The organism is Burkholderia sp. WSM2230, assembly GCF_000472445.1.
Lineage (GTDB): Bacteria > Pseudomonadota > Gammaproteobacteria > Burkholderiales > Burkholderiaceae > Paraburkholderia.
This window is the reverse complement of the sequence record NZ_AXAJ01000007.1, coordinates 107,228-129,873: the sequence shown is the minus strand read 5'-3', so window position 1 is coordinate 129,873 and position 22,646 is coordinate 107,228. Positions and strand designations below refer to the sequence as shown.

Here is a 22,646-nt window from a genome sequence, read left to right as displayed (position 1 = left end):
TCACGAGGACGATACGACATGAAAGAACTCACTCGCAAGCGGATTCTGGTCACAGGCGGCGCCGGCTTTCTCGGCTCGCACCTGTGCGAGCGGCTCGTCACGCAGGGCCACGACGTGCTGTGCGTGGACAACTTCTATACGGGCACGAAGGACAACATTGCGCATCTGCTGGACTGCGCGAACTTCGAGCTGATGCGTCACGACGTGACATTTCCTTTGTATGTCGAGGTGGACGAAATCTACAACCTCGCGTGTCCCGCATCGCCGATTCATTATCAGCACGACCCGGTGCAAACCACCAAGACGAGCGTGCATGGCGCAATCAACATGCTCGGCCTCGCGAAGCGCGTGAAGGCCAGGATTTTTCAGGCGTCGACAAGCGAGGTGTACGGCGATGCACTCGTGCATCCGCAGAAGGAAGACTACTGGGGCCATGTGAATCCGATCGGACCGCGCTCCTGTTACGACGAGGGCAAGCGCTGCGCAGAAACGCTTTTCATGGACTACCGCCGCCAGCATGGCTTGTCGATTCGCATTGCGCGAATCTTCAACACGTATGGGCCGCGCATGCATCCCGCCGATGGCCGCGTGGTATCGAACTTCATGATGCAGGCGCTGCGCGGGGAGCCGCTCACGCTCTACGGCGACGGCTCGCAAACGCGTTCGTTCTGCTACGTGGACGACATGATCGACGCCTTCATCCGCCTGATGAATACCGCCGACGATCCAGGCGGCCCCGTCAATCTGGGCAATCCGCACGAAGTGAGCATGCGCGAAATTGCAGAGCGGATCGTCGCGATTACCGGCTCGAACTCTCCGCTCGAATTGCATCCATTGCCGACGGACGATCCGTGGCATCGGCAGCCGGACATTTCGCGCGCGCGCGAACTGCTCGGCTGGCAGCCGCAAACCTCGCTCGACGAGGGGCTGAAGCAAACCGCGCGGTACTTCCGCGCGCGGATCGAGGCGGGCTCCGCAGTGGACACCTCCACGGAGCCCGCGACTCAGCGTCCGGCTCTTACGTAGCTCGCGAGAAACGTGCGGGTGCTGCCGTCCGGGAATTGCACGGCCACCTGTTCGCCGCTCGCGAGCGCGACTTCGCCCGCACCGTAACGCGGCACGCGCACTGCATCGCCAGGAGCCCAGATGCGCGGTTTGGGCGGCGCTTTCCTGCTGGTCGGCGAGAGTTCATGCGCTGACGTTTCGCCCGCAACGATAGCCTCCGGCGCCACATCGATCTGCGGCGGACGCACACAGTTATCGCACACACCGCAGCGCTCGACAGCAGGCGCATCGCCGTAATAGTCCAGAATCGCGCGCCAGCGGCATTGCCCGGTTTGCGCGTAGTCGATCATCGCCTGCAGCGTCTGCCTGTCGTGCGCGCTCATCTGCTCGAATTGCGCTGCGGCTTGCGCGACCGTGTCGCGCGCCGGCTGCCGTGCGTCGTCATGTTCGCGCAGACGATAGCGGCGCTGACGGTCGCGGCCCGCCACGCGCGCATCGACCAGCATGTTCAAGGCGACTTCCAGCTTGCCCGCGCCCACTTCAGGCAACGCTTCTTTGAGCGCCTTCAGCGTCGCGCCCTTCGGGTCTTCGCCGACACGCGCCGCCAACGCGTCATACACGCGCTGCGCGAGTTCGACACTCGGATAGCGCCCGGCGAGAAAGAACTGCTGGATGCGCTTGTCGTTCAGATCGAACAGCAGCACGCAATCGGCGGGTTCTCCATCGCGGCCCGCGCGGCCCGTCTCCTGATAGTACGCATCCAGACTGCCAGGCATCTGGTAATGAATCACGAAGCGTATGTCCGCCTTGTCGATGCCCATGCCGAACGCGTTCGTCGCGACCATCAGGCGGGTCGTGCCGGACATGAACTGTTCCTGCGCCTCTTCGCGCGCGGCCGCCGCCATCCGACCGTGGTAGCGTGAGACCGATTCCCCGGCTTCTGACAGCCAGCCGTAGATGCGGTCGACGTCGCGCACGGTGGCCGCATAGACGATGCCGGTGCCCTGAAGAGACGCGATCAGCGTCGACAGTTGCTCGCGCTTCGCGGCCGTTGCGCGCGCAGCGCCGTCCTTGCCACCCGCCGTGCTGACCTGTACCACGCGATAGCGCAGATTCTCGCGATACGTGCCGGTGCGAACCACGCGCGGCTCGCGCAACGCGAGCGAATGAACGATGTCGTCGATCACGCGCGGCGTTGCCGTGGCAGTCAACGCGAGCACGGGCGGCTGCCCAAGCGCCTTCACCGCCGCCGCGATCTCGAGGAACGCGGGGCGGAAATCGTGTCCCCAATGCGACACGCAGTGCGCTTCGTCCACGACCACGAGGCCGACGCGATTCTCCGGGCGCGCGCGCAACGTTTCGATGAAGGCCGGCTGCGCGAGACGCTCCGGCGTCACGAACACAATGCCGCTGTCGCCCGCTGCTATGCGTTGCAGCGCTTCGCGCTCGGCGCGGCTCTTAAGCGTGCTGTTCACGAGCGTGCAGTCGATGCCCGCCGCGAGCAGCTTGTCGGCCTGGTCCTTCATCAGCGCGATCAACGGCGAGACGACAAGCGTCATGCCATCCAGATGCAACGCGGGCAACTGATAGCACAGCGACTTGCCCGCGCCGGTCGGCATCGTGGCGAGCGTGTCGCGATGTTGCAATACGCTGCGGATGATGTCCTCCTGGCCGGCGCGCAAACGCGCGATGCCGAACATGTCGCGCATGGTCTTGCGCATGCTGCGAAGCCGTTGGTCGAGTGTCATGGCTGGAAGCTGGTGTCCTTGGCGGGCACGCTCGCCCGCGGTGAGATGAAAGTTGACAGCAATTCGCGTGCAGCGCGCCGCGGGTATCGCGTTTGCTCGATGCATGATGTGCATGAACGAATGCGTGAACGAACCGAAAGGAGAAAGCGATGAATCAGGAACCGTCCGATCCGGTCGAACGCGCGGACCAACGGCGTGAACGGGTTCGCGATGGCGACGTGAAGGTGAAGTCCGATGGCACAGTCGAACAGCGCCCGCACGGAAGCATGGACGCCACGCTCATTCCAAAAGGAAAAGATCATCCGTCAGAAGGGCCGTACACACCCGAGCACGATCACGTCGACCCGGATCTGGAACCGGGCGGCGCGAAGGGGCATCCCACCACTAAGGACGACTTGGGTGCTTGAGCCGGCCCGCTCTCCGATGGCCGGAATCGCCGCACGTGGTTACCGAAACCGAAATGAAACGAAGCGTACCCGCAACGCGAACAGATACGCTTCGCCCACTCATGCTCCGTTCGTCGCGCTGCCGACGCGTCCAACTCCCGCCTGCGACGCCGAACGCTCGCTACGCGTGTATGGCGCGAGGGCCTCGGGCGTGCGCATATCGCGGGGCGTTTTGAAGTCCGCGAGCGCGGCGCCGCGCATCTGCTCCGCCGATTTCGCGAAACCCGTGCGGTCGCTGTAGTCGAGGGACTGCCCGCGCGGCGCGTTGGACGCACACGTCGCGGCATACACGTCGAGCGCCGTGACGCACGCAACGTTGACCGCCGCAACGCCCGCGCGTTGCCGCTCGCGCGCGCTCAACCTGTTCGACGACAGCGCCAGCGTGCCGAGATCGAGCGCATCGCCGCCCACGCGTGCCCATAAAAACGGCCGTGGATTACGCGACGCCAGAATGCCAACGCCGCACGCCAGCTCGCGCAAGCCATAAAAACGCATGGCGCCGTCGCCTGTCTCCACGCCGGCGACGCGGGCCATCATGCGAGGCGCGACGAGTTCCGCGACACCCAGTGCAATGCTGAACCAGCCGAGGCCGCGCGCGATCGAATCCGGTTGCGGCAGCCTTTCCTTCAGCGCGCGAGCGCCCTCCTGCTTCGAGTCACTCCGAGAATCCATTTGCGTCACCTTCATCGTAAAGAGCCGCGATTAACGCCGCTCTCTCATGCCCAAAAAAATGCAGCGCGCTTTGCATGACAGTGACAGCAAGTCACAGTCCGCCGCGACCGGCCGCACAAACCGTCAAGGCTTCAGCACGACCTTGATGCAGCCGTCTTCCTTGTCGCGAAACGTCTTGTACATGCGCGGACCGTCATCCAGCGAAACCGTATGCGTGATTACGAACGACGGATCGATCTGCCCTTGCTGGATTCGCCGCAACAGGTCGTCGGTCCACCGGTTCACGTGCGTTTGCCCCATGCGCCACGTGAGTCCCTTGTTCATGGACGCACCGAACGGAATCTTGTCCAGCAGCCCGCCGTACACGCCAGGCACGGACAACGTTCCAGCAGGACGGCAAACATAGATCATCTCGCGCAGTACATGCGGGCGGTCCGTTTCGAGCATCACGGCCTGCTTCGCGCGGTCGTACATTGCGTCCAGCGAGCGCGTGGCGTGCGATTCCATGCCCACGGCGTCGATACATTTCTCCGGGCCTTTGCCGCCCGTCAGTTCCTTCAATCGCTCGAGCACGCTTTCTTCCTTGAAGTCGATCGTGACGGCACCGCCCGCGCGCGCCATCGAAAGACGCTCGGGCACGCAGTCGATCACAATCACCTGCTTCGCGCCGAGCAGCACGGCGCTGCGAATCGCCATTTGCCCGACGGGACCCGCGCCCCAGATCGCGACCGTGTCGGTCGGTTCGATATCGCATTGCACAGCGGCTTGCCAGCCGGTCGGAAAGATGTCGCCGAGAAACAGCACCTGTTCGTCGGTGAGACCGTCGGGAATTTTCACGTGCGTTTTGTCCGCGTACGGCACGCGCACGAACTCGGCCTGTCCGCCGGGATAACCGCCCGTCAGGTGCGTATAGCCGAAGAGACCTGCTGTCGTGTGGCCGAACATCTTGTCGGCGACGTCCTTGTTGCGGTTACTGCGTTCGCACACCGAGAAGTTGCCGCGCCTGCATTGATCGCATTCCCCGCAGATAATCGTGAACGGCACGACGATGCGGTCGCCGACCTTCAGCGCGGTGTTCTCGTTGCCGACTTCCACCACCTCGCCCATGAATTCGTGACCCATGATGTCGCCGGATTCCATACCGGGCATGAAGCCGTCGTAGAGGTGAAGATCGGAGCCGCATATCGCGCAGCTCGACACCTTGATGATCGCGTCACGCGGATGTTCGATCTTCGGATCGGGCACGCTGTCGCAGCGTATGTCTTTCTTGCCATGCCACCTGAGGGCCTTCATAAATTCCTCCACACTCTAGGTACGGTTCCTTCGGCTCGCTGCTCAACCGTGCGCACTGCACATACGCGCATGAATGCGCCGCGATCGGCGTCACGCGATAGTTGCTACATCGCGCGTGTAAATTCGCGGCGCGGGTAGGGAAGCGCCGCAGAGCGCTAGCGCTGAAATACGCTTCGCGCGGACTTCGTGAGCCAGGCCATCACGCTGGTGCGCGCCAGCGTTCCGATCGCCTTGCGCGGCCCGAGCAGCACAGCGGCAAGACCGGCCGCCAGCACCAGTGCAACATATGGCGTATCGGCGAGCGAGGTCATCACGTTGACGGCCGGCACGCCGGCCTTTATCGCTCGACGCGGCGTACGCAGCGCGAGATTCGCGGACAGCAACTGCGCCCGCGTCATGGCCATGCGCTGCAGGATGGCCGCGCGGTGTTCCTGATGCCAGCGTGGATCGTGTTTCATTTGAGGGCATCCTTCAGGGCTTCGAGGTCGCTCGACACTTCGTCGCGCAGCACGTGCAACGGCTCGACAGGCTTTTGCATCTTCATCATCGCGAACGTGGCAATCGATATGAGCAGCCACGCGGCCGCGACGCCCCACGCAACGGCCACGACGTAGGGCGTATTCCACGCCGTCACGATGATGGCCACGCAAAGAAAAGAGAGGGTGAACATGGCGGCGACCGCCAGCACGACCATCGCGATCACCTCGCGTACCAGTCGCGCTTTAGCCTCGTCCAGTTCGAGCGCCAGAAGCTCGGCATAATCGACAGCCCGGCTGGAACAGAAGCGCGCGACGTTGCGCCACTGGCTGACCTTGGTATGTATCGACATCGTGTATCTCCCGCCAGCAATTGCCGTCACGGGCGCCCGCCGCCGGATGTGCCGGCCGGCGGCGAGCGCTCATCGGAACGATGCAATCGGCTCTGTGCCAACCGTATCTAACGGTAATCCCTGTCGCCGCGAACATCGCGGGCGGTCGCCGAGCGCAGCGCGCCGAGTATGAAGCCGGCGGCGGCCGCAATTGCGAGCGCAGTGAATGGCCGCTCGGTGGTGGTCTCCCGCACCACGTCCGCGAGATCCGACCACACCTGTTGAGCCTTGCCGCTCAATTCGCGTGCAGTGCCGGACATTTGCGTCCCGGTGTCACCGAGCATTTCGCCCGCCGTCTGCTCCAGCTTGCCGCCGATTTCCTTCACCGTTCCTTCCACTTTCCCTGTTTCCATGTCTCTTCTCCGTGGTTGGTGCGCACCGAAGGTGCACTGCACTGGCCGCGTTGCCGGAGCCCCCGGCATGCGTTGCCGTCACGCCGCAAGAAGCGCGCCGCGCGAGCAGATGTCGAAGACTGAGTTGATAAGGAGGTGTCGGCGCCGCAAGTCCTACGGACGCGCGAGGGAGAAGAGCACAGAAGTGGGCGACGGATCGTCGCGAAGAAAACGCGGAATCAGGCGGGCACTACGAGCAGACAGCCGAGTGCGCAAAGGCAAATGCTCCAGGGCTCCCTAATACATCGACAAATGCATTCGCGCAACCAGGGCAAGTCGCGACGCGCGGCTGCATACGCAACCGCGTGCAGCAGGCGCGTGCAAACAACGGATGAGGAACAGGGTTAACCCGGCGGTAGCGCGCCGTCGAGAAGGCGCTGCAACGTGTCGATCTTGCGAAGATGCATGCCCCACAACTGGCCGCCGTCCTTGATGCGGCGCAAGCGGTCGTGCCAGTAGCTAAGAGGAAGAGCCGAATTCTCGCGCGCGCTTGCCTGGGAGGACAACAGCACGTGTTCTATATGGGCGAGATCGCGTTCGATCATTGCCTGTCGCATGGAGCCGAGCGCTCCGGTGGGGAAGGTCTGTCGCATGAAGGTGGCGTCTAGCGGTAAAAAGCACTGAGAGAGCAAGCCGCGTGCCGCAACACTCCAGTTCACCCGTCCGATACCGCCGAAATCCATGCAGGGCGCGCTATAGCGGCGTGCGAGAACGCATGAATCCCGCCCGGCGGCCTCGCTCCTGCGCGCCTTTTCATCGCGCAAAACGGCCTTTGTCCACGCCCTTTTTTACAATGTCCGCCCTCGCCTAACCTGCATGCGGAGCGCATCTTCATTCAAGCTTCTCTGCCGCGAGCCGATAACAGGACGTAACAATCCATTTTGTGAGGAGCGTTCCTCAGATCAACGGCTGTCATGGCTCTAATTACGCGCGCTTCCGATTCCATTACGCACCGCCTTGTCGTTTATTCGGTAGCTGGACTGGCGACGCTGTGCTCGCCGGCCGCATTCGCCAACAACGAGTCTGCCGGGAGCATCGCGCCGACCCCGGACACTGCCGAGCTCGCCGCGATGCCTCTGGAAGCGTTGATGCAGGTCACGGTGAATACCGCGTCGCGTTTCGATCAGTCCGTCACCGACGCCCCCGCTGCAGTCGTCGTGCTGACCGCCGAGGACATCCGTCAATTTGGCTGGCGCACGCTCGCCGACGCGCTTGCGTCGCTGCCTGGCCTCTATGTGACGAACGACCGCTCATATGAATATCTCGGCGCACGCGGTTTTCAGCGCCCCGGCGACTACAACAGCCGCTTCCTGCTGCTGATAGACGGCATTCGCACGAACGACGGCGTGTTCGGTCAGGCGCCTATCGGCTCGGACTTCCCGCTCGACATGGACATGGTCAAGCGCATCGAGTACGTGCCGGGTCCGGGTTCGTCGATGTATGGAGCCAACGCACTTTTTGGCGTCATCAACGTGATCACCAAAAGCGGCAGCGATCTGGCCGGCGCGGAAGCCGCCGTCGCGGCAGGCAGCTTCGGCGAAAAGAAGGCGCGTGCGTCATACGGCTGGCATGGAGCGCACGGAGCCGACATTCTGCTGTCGGCAACAGCGTACGGACGAAACGGCCAGGATCTCTACTATCCAGAGTTCGACACGCCCGATCAGAACCACGGCATCGCGAACCGGCTGGACTACGACCGTGCGCAGAACTTTCTTGCGCGAGCCGCTTATGGCGACTTCCGGCTGAGCCTCATCTACGGAAATCGCACTAAGGGTATTCCCGATGCGCCATACGGCGCAGTGTTCAATGCGCCGTTCAGCGTGTCGGATACGCATAGCTATCTGGATCTCTCTTACCAGCACGCGCTCTCCGACGGCGTCTTGCTGGCGTCGCAGGTCTACTGGGGCCGTTACGACTACCGGATGCCCGCGGTCAACGGCCCAGAACCGTACATAGTCAACATCGACGGAAGCCATGCGCTGTGGTACGGGGCCGATGTGCATGCAACCATTTCGTCGCTTGCGAAGCATCGCATCGTGATCGGCACGGACTTCGCGAGAGACGCGCGCCTCGACCAGTACAACTACAACGTCGCGCCCTATTCGCAAATTCTCGACGACCATCACAGCGGCAATCGTGCCGGCGTCTATATCGAGGATGAAATCACGCTGCCCGCCAACTTCACGTTGAACGCGGGCTTGCGTTACGACGAGCAGACCGCCGCGGGCGGCAACCTGAGTCCGCGCATCGCGCTGATCTATAAGCTGACGCCGCGCGATACGTTCAAGCTGCTGTACGGCGAGGCCTACCGCGCGCCGAACGCCTACGAGATGTACTACGCGTCAAGCGGCCCTGACGGGCAATTGGGGAACCGGTCGCTAAAGGCCGAGCACATCGCGACGACCGAACTCGTCTATGAAAGAGCGGTGTCCACGACGGGCCGCGCAACGCTTTCGCTCTTCCAGTACTACGCGCGCGATCTGATCAGCGAGACGCAGGACTCGTCCGGCCTCTTCATGTTCCGCAACGTGAGCCGCGCGACCGCGCGCGGCGCCGAACTCGCTTACGAGCAGCGATTCGCGCGCGCGCGTCTGCGCGCGAGTTACTCGTATCAGATCGCTCACGATTCCGACACCGGCGCCGCGCTGCAGAACTCGCCGCGGCATCTCGCGAAGCTCAACCTGGCCGCGCCTTTCTTCGCCGATGCGTTGATGAGCGGGCTCGAGGTGCAATGCACGTCGTCGCGTCTGGCCGTGGCCGGCGAGGCGGGCGGCTTCTGTCTGGCGAACCTCACGCTCAGTTCGCGCCGGCTGGTTCGTGGAGCCGAACTGTCTTTCTCGATCTATAACCTGACCGACAAACGGTACGCCGACCCAGTGGGCCCCGGCTTCATACAGGAGACTGTTGCGCAGCAAAGCCGTACCTTCCTCTTCAAGGCCGTCTACGGGTTCTGATATGGACCGCGTTCGCATCCAGATCATCGCGGCGTATGTCCTGTTCGCGTCGCCCCTGATCGTGCACACCGTCGACGCGCAGGTCGACCTGCCTGCGCTCGAGGCCGCGTACATCTTCAACTTCGCGCAGTTCACCGACTGGCCTGCGGGGCGCCCCGCCGACAACATAGTATCCGTATGCGCGGATCCTGAGAGCCCGCTTGGCCAGGCACTCGCGAGACTGGACGGCAAGCACGGAGGCAAAGAGGCGTGGCGGGTTCGCCCGTTGCCCCGCGCGGAAAAAGCGGCGGATTGCCAACTCGCGGTGCTCACAGCGGGCACCGCGGCGAGTTCGGCGATCAAGGCGCTGCTCGCGTCCGACGCGCCCGTCGTGATCGTCAGTGAGGCCGACGCCACCGAGCAGGGCTGGGTGATCCGCCTCGTGCGCGAGGGCGAGCATCTGAAATTCGATATCAACGTTACCGAAGCTTCACGCCGGCGCATCACGCTGAGTTCGAAACTCATGCGGCTGGCAAGGACGGTTCTATGAACAGTTTCTCGGTCTGGCGCAAATTCGCATGGCCGCGCGAGCACGTGAACCTCGTCGGCGTGGCGATCGCGCTGCTGGTTTCGAGCGTCGTGCTGCTCGTTTATCAGGCGCTTTCGCTGCGCACTTCGCTGACCGAGGACGTCAGCATGCAAGCCTCGGTGCTCGCCGAAAATCTGACCGCCTCCGCGATGTTCCGCGACCGCGATGCCACCGCGGAAGTGCTCGGCTCATTGCGCAAGGTCCCGCACGTGGAAAGCGCCACTGTCTATACGCCGGCCGGCGACCTGTTCGTGCGCTACACCCGCCCAGGCTTGAGCCGCGAGGAGTCCGAGGAAGGCACGCTGGCGAAAGCCGGCAACTCGCAGCGCCTTTCGCTCGCAGACATCTTCGTCGCGGCTCCGATCGTTCATAACAACCAGTCGCTCGGCAGCATTGTGATCGTGGCGACGACGGACGCCATTCAGATGCAGCTCGCACAATATGGCTGCTTCCTCGTGGGCGCATCGTTGTGTTCCGTGTGGATCGCCTCGCTCGTCATGAGGCGCATGCGCGAGCGCGTCTCGCGCGCGGAAAAGGACCTCCAATATCTCGCCTCGACCGATCCGCTGACGGATCTGCCGAACCGTCGCGCGTTCTACGACGAACTGAAGGCGCGCCTGCACAAGGCGAGCGCGGCGGACAAGCGCGTTGCGCTGATGATGGTGGACCTCGACAACTTCAAGATCGTCAACGACACGCTGGGTCACGGCGCGGGCGACGAACTGCTCAAGCAGGTTGCCGAAGCCTTGCGCAATGTGGTGCGGCCCAATGACCTCGTGAGCCGCATCGGCGGCGACGAATTCGCCGTGGTGCTCGGGCCCGACGCCAGCCGCGTTCGCGCACGCGCGACTGCCGGGCGCATCGCGCGCAATCTGTCACGCCCGTTCCTTCTGCAAGGCAGCGACTCGGCCGTGACGGCGAGCGTGGGCTTTAGCGTCTATCCCGAGGACACCCGCGAAATGGCCGAACTGGTCAGCAATGCCGACATCGCGCTGTACTCCGCTAAAAGCAGGGGCAAGAGCATTGCCGTGGAATTTCAGAGCGAGATGACGGCAGAGGCACAACGGCGCGCGCGTATTGAGGCCGAACTGCGCAAGGCCGTCGATCAGGACGGACTGGAGATCGTCTACCAGCCGCAATTCGACTGCCTGTCGGGCCGGCTGCTTGGCGCGGAAGCGCTGGTGCGCTGGACGCATCCTTCGGAAGGGCCGATCTCGCCCGCCGAATTCGTGCCGATTGCAGAGAACAGCGACCTGATCGTGTCGCTCGGCCGCTGGGTTCTGTGGCGCGCATGCCGCGACGCGGCAAACTGGAACGCCGGCCGCAACGCAAGCGTGCATGTGGCTGTGAACATTTCGGCGCGGCAATTGCGGGCCGAGGGCTTCACCAACGAAGTGTGCAACGCGCTGCAAAAAAGCGGCCTGCCCGCTTCGCTGCTCGAACTCGAGCTGACCGAAAGTCAATTGATGTCCAACATGTCGGTGGGCATTCAGGCAATGCAGGAATTGCGCGCAGCGGGCGTGCGCCTTTCGCTCGACGACTTCGGCACCGGTTACTCGTCGCTGTCGTATCTGCAATCCTTTCCGGTGCACAGCATCAAGATCGACCGCAGCTTTATCTGTCCATTGCCGAACGGCGGTCAGCCCATCGTCACGGCCATTATTTCGATGGCGCATAGTTTCGGGCTGCTGGTGGTCGCAGAAGGCGTCGAATATCCGGCGCAACTGGAATGGCTGTGCGATGCGCGCTGCGATGTCGTGCAAGGCTACCTCACTGGGCATCCGATGTCGCTGCCGCAACTGCTCGCGATCATTCGCGCGGAAGAAGCCCCGGAAAAAGACAGGCCAGTCGGACTGCGCACGCAGCCCGGAGCGCGGCCACAACGCGCCCCGACCGCCTGAGTGCGCCCTTGACCGCTGCAATATACGAAGGTACCCTACGCAGGTAACCTTCATATATTATTCCGGCACGCATGGGCAAGAACGATCCGCCGCTCGACTCCAACTCCCTGCATGTATTGGCTGAAGACCTGCGCGTGCTGAACGGCAAGCTCCGCCGCCGCCTGCGTGAAGAGGCGCATCTCGGCGACTTCACGCCTTCGCAAATCCAGGTACTCGGTCTGCTCGAGCGCGACGGCCCGGCAACGGTTACCGAACTCGCGCGCGCACAGGGCATGCGTTCACAATCCATGAGCGAGACGCTTTCGGTTCTGAAAGCCGCGGGCCTCGTGAGCGGCGCGCCCGATCCGAACGACGGCCGGCAAACCGTGCTGTCCGTCACACCGGCCTTCCGCAAGAAAATCAAGGCAAGCCGCGCCGCGCGCGAAGACTGGCTTTTCCGCACCATCCAGACGCGCTTTTCGGCGGCCGAGCAAAAGCAGCTCGTCACCGCCGTCGCATTGCTCAAACGCCTGATCGAGTCGTAAAGCGTCAGGCACAAACCTCAACAGGAGCACCCGTGGCACTGTCTACACTCGATGGAAGAACCGCACTGGTCGTGATCGATTTACAGCAAGGCATCGTGGCGATGCCCACAGCGCATCCCACCGCAGACGTGGTGCAACGCGCGGCCGCGTTAGCCGACGCATTCCGGCGCCACGGCCTTCCGGTCGTACTCGTCAACGTGGCGGGCGGCGCACCGGGGCGCGCGGAACAGACGCGCCCTACCGGCAACTTCCCGCCGGGATTCGCGGATCTCGTGCCCGAACTGAACCGGCAAGCGTCGGATCACCTGGTGACCAAGCGCACGTGGGGCGCGTTCACGAACACGGACCTCGAAGCGTATCTGCGCGAGCAAGGCGTAACGCAAATCGTGCTTGCGGGCGTGTCCACCAGCATCGGCGTCGAATCCACCGCGCGTTTCGCGCACGAGCTTGGCCTGAACATCGCATTTGCCGTGGACGCGATGACTGACCTGCATCTGGATGCTCATACCAACAGCCTCACGCGCATCTTCCCGCGGCTCGGCGAGACCGGCACGACACAGGAAGTGCTAGACATGCTGGAACAGACTCGCGCATCGGCATGAGCATGACGATGCGCATGCGCCGTGAGCCGCACGTCGCCCACTTGCCGCCGCGCAAGGCGTTGCTATGAGCAGCACGTTCCGCTCGCTTCGCAACTTCAATTACCGGATGTGGGCAAGCGGCGCCATCGTCTCGAACGTCGGCACGTGGATGCAACGCACCGCGCAGGACTGGCTCGTGCTCACGGAACTCACACAACACAATGCGACTTCCGTGGGTATCGTCATGTCGTTGCAGTTCGGGCCACAAATGCTGCTGTTGCCGCTCACCGGCTATGCAGCGGATCACTTCGACCGTCGCAAGCTTCTGCTGGTCACGCAGGCCGCCATGGGCAGTCTCGCGCTGGGCCTTGGCCTGCTCACCATTACGGGCCTCGTCGAGCTCTGGCATGTGTATGTTTTCGCGGGACTGCTCGGCTGCGTGACCGCATTCGATTCGCCCGCGCGACAGACCTTCGTGTCCGATCTGGTTGGCGAAAGCGATCTGTCGAATGCAGTCGCCCTCAATTCAACGTCGTTCAACGCAGCGCGCATGATCGGTCCGGCGGTGGCCGGCTTGCTGATTGCATCGGTTGGAACCGGTTGGGTGTTCCTGATCAATGCACTCTCTTTTGTTGCCGTGCTCGGTGCATTGCGCATGCTGCGCGTGCGCGAACTGCATGCGAAGCCTCGTGCGGTACGCTCGCGCGGCAGCTTTGTGGAAGGCTTCAAATATGTATGGAAGCGCCCCGATCTGAAGGCCGCGCTGTTGATGCAGTTCCTTATCGGCACGTTCGGGCTTAACTTCCCGATTTTCATTTCGACCATGTCGGTCACCGCTTTTCATGCGGGTGCAGGCGAATACGGCGTGCTGAGCTCGACCATGGCGGTGGGTTCGGTCACCGGCGCGCTGCTGGCCGCGCGCCGCGCGCGGCCGCGCATGGCGTTGCTGCTTGGCGCGGCCGCGATCTTCGGCGTGGGCTGCACCGCCGCTTCGCTGATGCCGAATTATGTGCTGTTCGGCATGGTGCTCGTCTTTATCGGCGTGTCGACGCAAACCTTCAATACGTCGACCAACAGTCTCGTGCAACTCTCCACGGAACCCGCGATGCGCGGCCGCGTAATCGCAATTCTGCTTGCCATTGCGCTCGGCGGCACGCCGCTTGGCGCGCCGGTGGTCGGCTGGGTCGCGGATCGTTTCGGTCCACGCTGGGCGCTTGGCGTGGGCGCGGCGTCGGGTTTCGCGGCCGCGCTGGTAGGCCTGCTGTATCTCGTCAAATACCGGGGCCTGCGCGTATTTGTCGACGCCGGGCGCCTTCGCTACAGCATCGACGAGCCGCGCCAGGCGCCGCCCTATGTAAGCCCTGCTACCGCCGTGCAAAACGCGGTGCTCGATGAGGCGGAAGAAGAGTCGTCGTCGGGTGTATGAAGCCACAATGAAAAAAGCCGCGGCTGAAGTGTCAGCCGCGGCTTCTCTTGTTGCGCTGATCGCGCTCGTTGCTCTTGTTGCGCTTGTTCCGCTCGTTGCCCGGCTCGCGAGTTACTTCGCCACAGGCATCGTAAACTCAGCACCCTTGGCGATGCTGTCGGGCCAGCGCTGCATGATGCTCTTGTAACGCGTATAGAAGCGCACGCCCTCTTCGCCGTACGCATGATGGTCGCCGAACAGCGACTTCTTCCAGCCGCCGAACGAGTGCCATGCCATCGGCACCGGAATGGGCACATTGATGCCGACCATGCCCACCTGTATCTGCCGGCCCAACGCGCGCGCAACGCCGCCGTCCGAGGTGAATAGCGACACGCCGTTACCGAACTCATGCGCGTTGATCAGTTCGACCGCGCTCGCGAAATCGGGCACACGTACCACCGCCAGCACCGGGCCGAAAATCTCTTCCTTGTAGATCTTCATCTGCGTGCCGACGTTGTCAAACAGCGTTCCGCCGATAAAGAACCCGTCTTCTTTCGCGACGGGATGTACGCGGCCATCCACGATGAGCGTGGCGCCCTCTTCCACGCCCGACGCGATGTAGCCCGCCACTTTCGCCTTGTGCTCGGCGGTTACGAGCGGCCCCATTTCGGCGTCCAGGTTCTCGCCATTCTTGATGACGAGCGACTTCACGCGCGGCACAAGCCTTTCGATCAGCTTATCGGCGATATTGCCGACAGCCACTGCCACCGAAATCGCCATGCAGCGCTCGCCGGCAGAGCCATAGGCGGCGCCGATCAGCGCATCCACGGCCTGATCGAGATCGGCGTCGGGCATCACCACGAGGTGATTCTTCGCGCCGCCCAGCGCCTGCACGCGCTTACCGCGCTTCGACGCTTCCGTGTGGATGTACTCCGCAATCGGCGTCGAACCGACAAACGACAGCGCCGCGACGTCCGGATGTTCGATCAATGCGTCGACCGCCACCTTGTCGCCGTTGACCACATTGAACACGCCGTCCGGCAGACCGGCTTCCTTCAGTAATTCGGCAATGCGCAACGACGCCGACGGATCGCGCTCGGACGGCTTCAGGACGAACGTGTTGCCGCAAGCCAGCGCGACGGGGAACATCCACATCGGCACCATCACCGGGAAATTGAACGGTGTAATGCCCGCGACTACGCCAAGCGCCTGACGCAGGTTCCAGTTGTCGATGCCGCCGCCTATCTGGTCGGTGAAACCGGTTTTCAGCAGGTTCGGAATGCCGCACGCGAACTCGACCACTTCGATACCGCGCACCACCTCGCCCTGTGCGTCCGTGAACACCTTGCCGTGCTCGCGCGTGATGAGCATCGCGAGTTCGTCGTGGTGCTGGTTGAGCAGTTCCTTGAACCTGAACAGAATGCGCGCGCGCTTGAGAGGCGCGGTTTCGCTCCATGCTGGAAATGCCGCCTTCGCTGCTTTCACCGCGGCATTCACTTCCTCTACCGATGCGAGCGCGACCGCGCCCGTCACCTTGCCGGTCGCGGGATTGAACACGTCCTTGAAGCGGCCACTGGTGGGCGCAACCATGGCGCCGCCGATGTAGTGGCCCAACTGCTGCACGGACAGCCTGTCTTGCTCGTTTACTGCGTTCATCGCGTACCTCACGTTCGGGAAGGGGCCGGGCGCAGTGCGCCGGGCAGGGCCAGCGGATTGAAGACCCGCCAACTGTATCGACGCTGCGCCCCTTATTCCCTATACAGCAAAACAGAACCGCGCCTCACTGTATTGTTTTTTGTGTGGCAACTGTATTGGATCGCCGGGCGGCCGCGCATGAATGCGCGTGGATAAGGGCAACGTCAGAGGTATTGCAGCGGACTGCACTGTATCGCTGCATCGCGGTGTAAGTCCTGGGTTGCATAGTTCGCGCGCCGGACGCCAAATGAAGCGGCCGCATGGGCTTTTGACAGCACCCGATGAGGAGGCGTGATATGGCAACGAACGCATCGGCAAGTGGCCGCAAGCATCGCGGACAGGCTGGCAAGGCAACCGCCAGCGGCTGGATCGGCTCCGCACTCGAGTACTACGATTTCTTTATCTACGCGCAGGCGGCGGCGCTGATTTTCCCCCAACTGTTCTTTCCATCCGGCAATCCGAAAATCGCGATCGTCGCCTCACTCGCCACTTATGGCGTCGGCTACGTCGCGCGGCCTATCGGCGCGTTCGTACTCGGACATTGGGGCGACACGCACGGCCGCAAGAACGTCCTGCTGCTATGCATGTTCCTGATGGGTTTTTCGACAATGGCAGTCGGCCTCCTGCCGACTTATCACCAGGTCGGTCTGCTGGCGCCGACGATGCTCGTCGTGCTTCGCCTGATCCAGGGCTTTGCGGTTGCGGGAGAAATCTCGGGCGCAAGCTCGATGATTCTCGAACATGCGCCCTTCGGACGACGCGGCTATTACGCAAGCTTCACGCTGCAGGGAGTGCAGGCCGGGCAGATTCTCGCTGCTGCGGTGTTCCTGCCGCTCGCCTATTACATGGAGGAAAGCTCGTTCAATTCGTGGGGCTGGCGCATTCCATTTCTGCTGAGCGCGCTGGTGCTGGTGGCCGGCTACATCATCCGTCGCGAGGTCGAAGAAACACCGGCTTTCGCCAAGGAAGACGCGACCGGCGGCGTGCCGAAGTCGCCGATTGCCGAGGCTTTCCGCTACAACTGGCCGGATATGCTGCGTGTAGTCGGCTGCTCGCTGATGAATGTGATTCCCGTGGTCGCGACGATTTTCGGCGCTGCATATGCAGTGCAGGCCTCGTACGGCATCGGCTTTTCGAAAAGCGTCTACCTGTGGATTCCAGTGATCGGCAACATTGTCGCCGTGCTGGTGATTCCTTATGTGGGCAATCTGTCTGACCGGATTGGCCGGCGCCTGCCGATCATTGTGGGCGCACTCGGTGCGGGTCTGCTCTCTTTTGCGTACCTGTACGCGATCAGCATTCACAACGTGGCGCTCGCCATGGTGATGTCGATCCTCATGTGGGGCGTCATCTACCAAGGCTATAACGCGACGTTCCCGAGCTTCTACCCAGAACTTTTCCCCACCCGCTCGCGCGTCTCCGCAATGGCGATCGGGCAGAACATCGGCACCACGATTACCGCGTTGCTGCCGGCATTGTTCGCTTATGTCGCGCCGCCGGGCTCGCACAACGTTCCCCTAACGATCGGAGCGATCACCTTCGGCATTACGATCATTGCAGCGGTCACCGCATGGAGCGCACGTGAAAATTATCGCGTGAGACTGAGCGACCTGGGCCAGCCCGATGCAGTGCCGCTCGACAAGACGAGCTATGACCGGTTGAGAGCCGAAACGTTGGCGGATGCGAAAAAACCGGCTGCTTCGTAGCAGCGCAGTGCGAATAACTTTTTGGCGCCTAGCGCCATTGCGCGGTCAGCTCGTTTGCAAGCACCATTTTCTCGCGCACCCGTTCGAGAAAGGCCGCGTCCAAGCCGCTTTGCATCTTGAGGAATTTGAGCGCCGCCGAATGAACGACACGTATCGCCTGACCGTCTATTCCGCTCATGCGCGCGGCGCTGCGGCGGGTTTCCTCCACAAGATCGCGCGCGCTGCTGAAATCGGGCGACAGTCCGCTCTGCGCTTCAAATCCGGCTCGCAGGTTGGCCGCATATTCGCGCGACTGTCCAAGCAGGTCCATGTCGACGAGCAGGTCGATGCCTTGTCCCATTCGGCATGCACCTAGAATCCACAGCGCGATAAACGCGCGGTAGGCGTTGTTGCCTTCCGCGCTGCGTGCATAGTGTTCGCACGCAACAGCGTAGGCGTCGTCGGAAGCGGGCGCCGCAGGCGGCAACTTCACGTCGCATAGCTCGATGATCTGCCTGACCAGCGGCTCCGTACGGTTCAAGCCGAGCACGCGAAACGGCGCGGCCACGAAAAACGGATTGCGCCACTGCTGGTTGAGAAGCCACCCGGACGCAAACTGCGATGCGGGATTGCGCAGCACGCCCACATGCATTGCGTCGGCAAACGCGTGCCTGAACCACTGCAACCTGCCCGACGAACGACAGAACTTGAGGACCGGCACTCTGCCCTGTTGAGCCGAGTGCTCGCAAAGGCCGCGCAAATAGCTCTGTAGCGCGGCAAATTCCGCGTCCGGCTGCTCGCTGAAACGGTCGATATTGAAGGCTCTTCGGTATCCGCTCACACCGCGCGCGCCTTCGCCCAGGAACGCTTTATATTCGTCGAAGTAAGGCGCCTCCAGAGGCGGATGTCCCGATGTCAGCGTGGGGCGGCTTGCGGCAACCTCGGCGAGACTCAGATCCGCGAGCACGTTGCTGAGCGGCTCGTAAAATCCTGTAGCGCCGTTGAGCGCGCGAAGACGGGACCACACCCACGTGCCCGCGCTGCGCCAGCCGGTATGCAGAAATATGGCCTGTTTCAGGGCACTTTTCGGTGTGGCGCCAGCCTCAGGTGACAACGGCATCGGACTCTCTTCAATGAAAGCGGTAATGAATGGTGTAGCCGTACTTTAGCGCTTCGCGGCATGGCTAGCCATGAACCGCGCGCGGCCCCTTCAGTCGTCTTCCTGCTCGATACCCGCCAGTAGGTCGTCAACGGCGCGATACACACGCTCGACAATCTCCGGTCCCACCTTACGCTCCAGTTCGCGGTACTGCGCTTCAAGGTCCTTCGAGATCACGCGCACGAGTTCCACGCTCGTATCGGTTAGCGAAACCAGTACGCGGCGCTGGTCCTCCGCGAAACGCTCTTTTGTCACCAGCTCCATGCTCTCCATGCGCGCGAGCACGCCCGCCATGCTCGGGCTCGAAATCGTGCAGATGTCCGAGATGTGACGCGGCTCCATTGGGCCGTGCTCGTTGAGTGCGCGAATCACGCGCCATTGCTGCTCGGTCAAACCGTGCGCCGTAATCAATGGACGAAAACGCTCCATCATTTTTTCCCTGGCGCGCAGCAGCAGCATCGGCAGGTTGCGGTGCAAAACTCGTGTGGAAGCGGACGAAGACATATTGGACGATGATAGAAAGCAGCCGTCGAAGCTTAAGGGAAAACCCGCGATCAGCCGACTGGCTATTGACCCTGGATCATATCAAGCGCAATACTACTAACATGTTAGTGTTTATGTCGAGTCTTCCTTCAGAGGCATAGCCAGGTCATGTTTGCACTTGCCGATTATCTGCTGCATCCGGAAGGCGACGCATTGCCTCGCGATGTCGATGCGCACACCGCGGCGGCGCTGCTCGCACGGGGCATGGCGTGCCGTCCGCCCGTCAGCGGTTCTGTCTACGGAACCTTGCTCAACGACCGTGCCGCGATCGCGGCCCTCGGCGATGCAATGCACGCCGCGCCATACAAGGCACCGCCGAAAGCGCCGGTTCTATACCTGAAGCCGCGCAATACGCTCGCGGGACATCGCGCGAAAGTGGTCGTGCCCGACGATAGCGTGGGCGTGGAGGTGGGTGTGTCGCTCGGGATCGTGATTGGACGCACTGCAACGCGTGTGTGCGCGGAGCGGTCGTTGGACTACATCGCGGGCTACACGGTGGTGGCCGATCTCAGCGTGCCGCATGCAAGCGTGTATCGTCCGTCCGTGCGATTCCGGGCGCGCGACGGTTTTTGCGTGATCGGCCCTGCGGTTGTCGCCGCGCGGCACGTTGCCAATCCGGATGAACTTGCCATCGCGGTTTCGCTCAACGGCAGGCATGCGTTCGCGGCGAGCACGGCTTCGTCGGTACGCAAGGCGGCCGTACTGCTCGCCGATGTCACCGAGTTCATGACGCTCGCGCGCGGCGACGTCATCACGACAGGTGTGCCGCACGGCTCGCCCATCGCGCATATCGGCGACGAGGCAACGCTGTCGATCGGCGGACTTCCGCCGCTTCGCGTGTCGTTCGTCGGCGCAACGCAACTGGACGGAGAACAGGCATGATGCGCGGTCGTGTAGCGTATGCAGGCGCGATTCACGAAGCCTATCCGCATGCAGAAGGCGTGCAACTCGCGGATGGACGCGTGTGCGGCGAAGACGAGGTTGTCTGGCTCACGCCCGTCGAAGTCGGCACCCTCTTCGCGCTTGGCCTGAATTACGCCGAACATGCGAAGGAACTGCAATTCAACAAGCAGGAAGAGCCGCTCGTATTCCTCAAGGGACCGGGCACGGTGCTGGGTCATCGCGGCTTCACGCGGCGCCCGGCCGATGTCGCTTTCATGCACTACGAGTGTGAACTCGCTGTCGTGATCGGCCGCACTGCGCGCAACGTCGGGCAGGACAACGCGATGCAGCACGTCGCCGGTTACATGATCGCCAACGACTACGCCATCCGCGACTACCTCGAAAACTATTACCGCCCCAACCTGCGCGTGAAGAACCGCGACGGCGCCACGGTGCTCGGTCCATGGTTCGTCGACGCAGCGGACATTAGCGACGTGACGCAACTGGAATTGCGAACTTTCGTCAACGGCACACTGCAGCAACGCGGCAATACCCGCGATCTCGTGACCGATATTCCCGCGCTGATCGAATACCTGAGCGGTTTCATGACGCTCGCGCCGGGCGACGTGATTCTCACCGGCACGCCGGAAGGCATCGTGAATGTGAATGCCGGCGACGAAGTGGTGTGCGAGATCGACGGCCTCGGCCGCCTCGTCAACACAATTGCATCCGACGCGGATTTCGGCCGTACCTGACCGGCAACACCTGAAAGGCAGCGCAAGAGCAAAGTACAAACGCAAGGACAACGCAATGCGAATCGAACATCTCATCAACGGCAAGACGGCCAGCGCGAAAGCCTACTTCGAAACCGTCAATCCGGCGACGCAGGAAGTACTCGCCGAAGTGGCGCGCGGCGGCGAGAAAGAGGTCCACGATGCCGTGCATGCCGCAAAAGAGGCATTTCCCGCATGGGCCGCCAAGCCCGCTTCAGAGCGCGCGAAGCTTGTCCGGAAGCTCGGCGAACTGATTGCAAGGAACGTTCCGGACATTTCGGAAACCGAAACGAAAGACACCGGCCAGACGATCTCGCAAACGCGCAAGCAACTGGTTCCGCGCGCAGCCGACAACTTCAGCTACTTCGCCGAGATGTGCACACGCGTGGACGGCCACACCTATCCGACCGACACGCATCTCAACTACACGCTGTTTCATCCGGTCGGCGTGTGTGCGCTTATTTCGCCGTGGAATGTGCCGTTCATGACGGCTACCTGGAAAGTCGCACCCTGTCTCGCGTTCGGCAATACTGCCGTGCTGAAGATGAGCGAGCTGTCGCCGCTAACCGCGTCGATGCTCGGCACGCTCGCGCTGGAAGCCGGCATTCCGGCGGGCGTGCTCAACGTCGTGCACGGCTTCGGCAAGGAAACCGGCGAGCCGCTCGTCGCGCATGCTGATGTGCACGCGGTGTCGTTCACCGGCTCTACTGCAACGGGCAACCGGATCGTGCAAACCGCCGGGCTCAAGAAGTTCTCGATGGAACTCGGCGGCAAGTCGCCATTCGTGATTTTCGACGACGCCGACTTCGAGCGCGCGCTCGACGCCGCCATCTTCATGATCTTCTCGAACAACGGCGAACGCTGCACTGCTGGCTCTCGAATCCTGGTGCAGAAGTCGATTTACGCGAAGTTTGCAGAGCGCTTCGTAGAACGCGCGAAGCGCCTCGCCGTGGGTGATCCCCTGGCGGAGAGCACGATCGTCGGGCCGATGATCAGCGAGGGGCATCTGGCCAAAGTGCGCAGCTATATCGAACTCGGGCCCAAAGAAGGCGCCACGCTTGCGTGCGGCGGCCTCGACACGCCTGATTTGCCCGAAGCCATGCGCAAGGGCAACTTCGTGATGCCCACGGTTTTCGTGGATGTGGACAACCGCATGCGCATCGCGCAGGAAGAGATTTTTGGCCCGGTCGCGTGCCTGATTTCATTCGACGACGAAGCCGACGCGATCCGGCTCGCAAACGACGTCTCATACGGTTTATCGAGCTACATCTGGACGGAGAGCACGGGGCGCGCGCATCGCGTCGCGGCCGCCGTGGAAGCCGGCATGTGCTTCGTCAACAGCCAGAACGTGCGCGACCTGCGTCAGCCGTTCGGCGGTACGAAGGCATCGGGCGTGGGACGCGAGGGCGGTACGTGGAGCTTCGAAGTATTCCTCGAACCGAAGAATGTTTGCGTGTCGCTCGGCTCACATCACATTCCGCGCTGGGGCGTCTGACTCGCCGGACATATCGCGAGGCGCAGTGCGTCTCGCGGCACAGAAAGAAGGAGACCA

General features: G+C 62.6%; 22 protein-coding genes. 12 read left to right on the top strand and 10 right to left on the bottom strand.

The features are described from left to right. The first annotated feature begins 18 nt into the window (after positions 1–18). Positions 19–1,026 (top strand): UDP-glucuronic acid decarboxylase family protein, encoded by a 1,008-nt coding sequence (locus A3AC_RS0115725; protein ID WP_025599966.1) that lies wholly within the window; start codon positions 19–21, stop codon positions 1,024–1,026. Here the strand turns inward: A3AC_RS0115725 and A3AC_RS0115720 are convergent. Then, positions 1,005–2,753 carry a RecQ family ATP-dependent DNA helicase gene (locus A3AC_RS0115720; RefSeq protein WP_025599965.1) on the bottom strand — a complete coding sequence of 583 codons (1,749 nt, stop codon included), beginning with the start codon at positions 2,751–2,753 and terminating at the stop codon, positions 1,005–1,007. The genes A3AC_RS0115725 and A3AC_RS0115720 overlap by 22 nt on opposite strands. Before the next feature lie 149 nt (positions 2,754–2,902). On the opposite strand from A3AC_RS0115720, the gene A3AC_RS0115715 reads away from it, so the two are divergent. After that, a complete protein-coding gene (locus A3AC_RS0115715) occupies positions 2,903–3,160 on the top strand; it encodes a hypothetical protein (RefSeq protein WP_025599964.1) in 258 nt (85 codons plus the stop codon). Positions 3,161–3,259: 99 nt separating this feature from the next. Here A3AC_RS0115715 and A3AC_RS0115710 read toward each other — a convergent pair whose 3' ends face one another. The 6 genes from A3AC_RS0115710 to A3AC_RS0115685 all read right to left on the bottom strand — a co-directional run bounded on the left by A3AC_RS0115710 (position 3,260) and on the right by A3AC_RS0115685 (position 7,017). Next, positions 3,260–3,871 carry a hypothetical protein gene (locus tag A3AC_RS0115710; RefSeq protein ID WP_025599963.1) on the bottom strand — a complete coding sequence of 204 codons (612 nt, stop codon included), beginning with the start codon at positions 3,869–3,871 and terminating at the stop codon, positions 3,260–3,262. A 123-nt stretch (positions 3,872–3,994) separates the two neighbouring features. Next, positions 3,995–5,164 (bottom strand): zinc-dependent alcohol dehydrogenase, encoded by a 1,170-nt coding sequence (locus A3AC_RS0115705; protein ID WP_025599962.1) that lies wholly within the window; start codon positions 5,162–5,164, stop codon positions 3,995–3,997. A gap of 155 nt (positions 5,165–5,319) precedes the next feature. Further along, a complete protein-coding gene (locus tag A3AC_RS0115700) occupies positions 5,320–5,622 on the bottom strand; it encodes a hypothetical protein (RefSeq protein ID WP_025599960.1) in 303 nt (100 codons plus the stop codon). After that, the gene (locus A3AC_RS0115695; RefSeq protein ID WP_025599959.1) at positions 5,619–5,993 is read right to left on the bottom strand and encodes a phage holin family protein; all 375 of its coding nucleotides are present in this window, start codon (positions 5,991–5,993) and stop codon (positions 5,619–5,621) included. The genes A3AC_RS0115700 and A3AC_RS0115695 overlap by 4 nt, the downstream gene beginning before the upstream one ends. 107 nt (positions 5,994–6,100) lie before the next feature. Then, a complete protein-coding gene (locus A3AC_RS0115690; RefSeq protein WP_025599958.1) occupies positions 6,101–6,385 on the bottom strand; it encodes a CsbD family protein in 285 nt (94 codons plus the stop codon). A 383-nt stretch (positions 6,386–6,768) separates the two neighbouring features. Further along, on the bottom strand, positions 6,769–7,017 hold the full coding sequence (locus A3AC_RS0115685) for a hypothetical protein (RefSeq protein WP_051361637.1): 249 nt from the start codon (positions 7,015–7,017) through the stop codon (positions 6,769–6,771). 321 nt (positions 7,018–7,338) lie between these two features. Between A3AC_RS0115685 and A3AC_RS0115680 the strand changes: the two genes are divergently transcribed. The 6 genes from A3AC_RS0115680 to A3AC_RS0115655 all read left to right on the top strand — a co-directional run bounded on the left by A3AC_RS0115680 (position 7,339) and on the right by A3AC_RS0115655 (position 14,378). After that, positions 7,339–9,378: a TonB-dependent receptor plug domain-containing protein gene (locus A3AC_RS0115680; protein WP_025599955.1), complete on the top strand. Its 2,040-nt coding sequence runs from the start codon at positions 7,339–7,341 to the stop codon at positions 9,376–9,378. 1 nt (position 9,379) lies between these two features. Continuing rightward, positions 9,380–9,907 carry a YfiR family protein gene (locus A3AC_RS0115675; protein WP_025599954.1) on the top strand — a complete coding sequence of 176 codons (528 nt, stop codon included), beginning with the start codon at positions 9,380–9,382 and terminating at the stop codon, positions 9,905–9,907. Next, positions 9,904–11,847 carry a putative bifunctional diguanylate cyclase/phosphodiesterase gene (locus A3AC_RS0115670; RefSeq protein WP_025599953.1) on the top strand — a complete coding sequence of 648 codons (1,944 nt, stop codon included), beginning with the start codon at positions 9,904–9,906 and terminating at the stop codon, positions 11,845–11,847. The genes A3AC_RS0115675 and A3AC_RS0115670 overlap by 4 nt, the downstream gene beginning before the upstream one ends. A 71-nt stretch (positions 11,848–11,918) precedes the next feature. Further along, a complete protein-coding gene (locus A3AC_RS0115665; protein ID WP_025599952.1) occupies positions 11,919–12,371 on the top strand; it encodes a MarR family winged helix-turn-helix transcriptional regulator in 453 nt (150 codons plus the stop codon). Between the two features lie 32 nt (positions 12,372–12,403). After that, positions 12,404–12,973, top strand: coding sequence for an isochorismatase family protein (locus tag A3AC_RS0115660; protein ID WP_025599950.1), 570 nt, complete (start codon positions 12,404–12,406; stop codon positions 12,971–12,973). A gap of 64 nt (positions 12,974–13,037) precedes the next feature. Beyond that, a complete protein-coding gene (locus A3AC_RS0115655; RefSeq protein ID WP_025599949.1) occupies positions 13,038–14,378 on the top strand; it encodes an MFS transporter in 1,341 nt (446 codons plus the stop codon). 111 nt (positions 14,379–14,489) lie between these two features. Here the strand turns inward: A3AC_RS0115655 and A3AC_RS0115650 are convergent, their stop codons facing one another. Then, positions 14,490–16,013: a CoA-acylating methylmalonate-semialdehyde dehydrogenase gene (locus tag A3AC_RS0115650; protein WP_025599948.1), complete on the bottom strand. Its 1,524-nt coding sequence runs from the start codon at positions 16,011–16,013 to the stop codon at positions 14,490–14,492. Between the two features lie 335 nt (positions 16,014–16,348). Between A3AC_RS0115650 and A3AC_RS0115645 the strand changes: the two genes are divergently transcribed. Next, entirely contained in the window at positions 16,349–17,758 is a 1,410-nt protein-coding gene (locus tag A3AC_RS0115645) for an MFS transporter (RefSeq protein ID WP_025599947.1), read from the top strand. A gap of 28 nt (positions 17,759–17,786) precedes the next feature. Here A3AC_RS0115645 and A3AC_RS0115640 read toward each other — a convergent pair whose 3' ends face one another. After that, positions 17,787–18,857, bottom strand: coding sequence for a hypothetical protein (locus tag A3AC_RS0115640; RefSeq protein WP_025599946.1), 1,071 nt, complete (start codon positions 18,855–18,857; stop codon positions 17,787–17,789). 90 nt (positions 18,858–18,947) lie between these two features. Beyond that, positions 18,948–19,355 carry a homoprotocatechuate degradation operon regulator HpaR gene (gene hpaR, locus A3AC_RS0115635; protein WP_025599944.1) on the bottom strand — a complete coding sequence of 136 codons (408 nt, stop codon included), beginning with the start codon at positions 19,353–19,355 and terminating at the stop codon, positions 18,948–18,950. Positions 19,356–19,547: 192 nt separating this feature from the next. Between hpaR and A3AC_RS0115630 the strand changes: the two genes are divergently transcribed. Genes A3AC_RS0115630 through hpaE form a run of 3 tightly spaced genes read left to right on the top strand, consistent with a single transcriptional unit; the run spans position 19,548 to position 22,589 of the window. Then, positions 19,548–20,321, top strand: a complete 774-nt coding sequence (locus A3AC_RS0115630; protein ID WP_025599943.1) for a fumarylacetoacetate hydrolase family protein — start codon at positions 19,548–19,550, stop codon at positions 20,319–20,321. Continuing rightward, positions 20,318–21,076 carry a fumarylacetoacetate hydrolase family protein gene (locus A3AC_RS0115625; RefSeq protein WP_025599942.1) on the top strand — a complete coding sequence of 253 codons (759 nt, stop codon included), beginning with the start codon at positions 20,318–20,320 and terminating at the stop codon, positions 21,074–21,076. Before A3AC_RS0115630 ends, A3AC_RS0115625 begins: the two co-directional genes overlap by 4 nt. A gap of 55 nt (positions 21,077–21,131) precedes the next feature. After that, on the top strand, positions 21,132–22,589 hold the full coding sequence (gene hpaE / locus A3AC_RS0115620) for a 5-carboxymethyl-2-hydroxymuconate semialdehyde dehydrogenase (protein WP_025599941.1): 1,458 nt from the start codon (positions 21,132–21,134) through the stop codon (positions 22,587–22,589). Positions 22,590–22,646 lie beyond the last annotated feature (57 nt).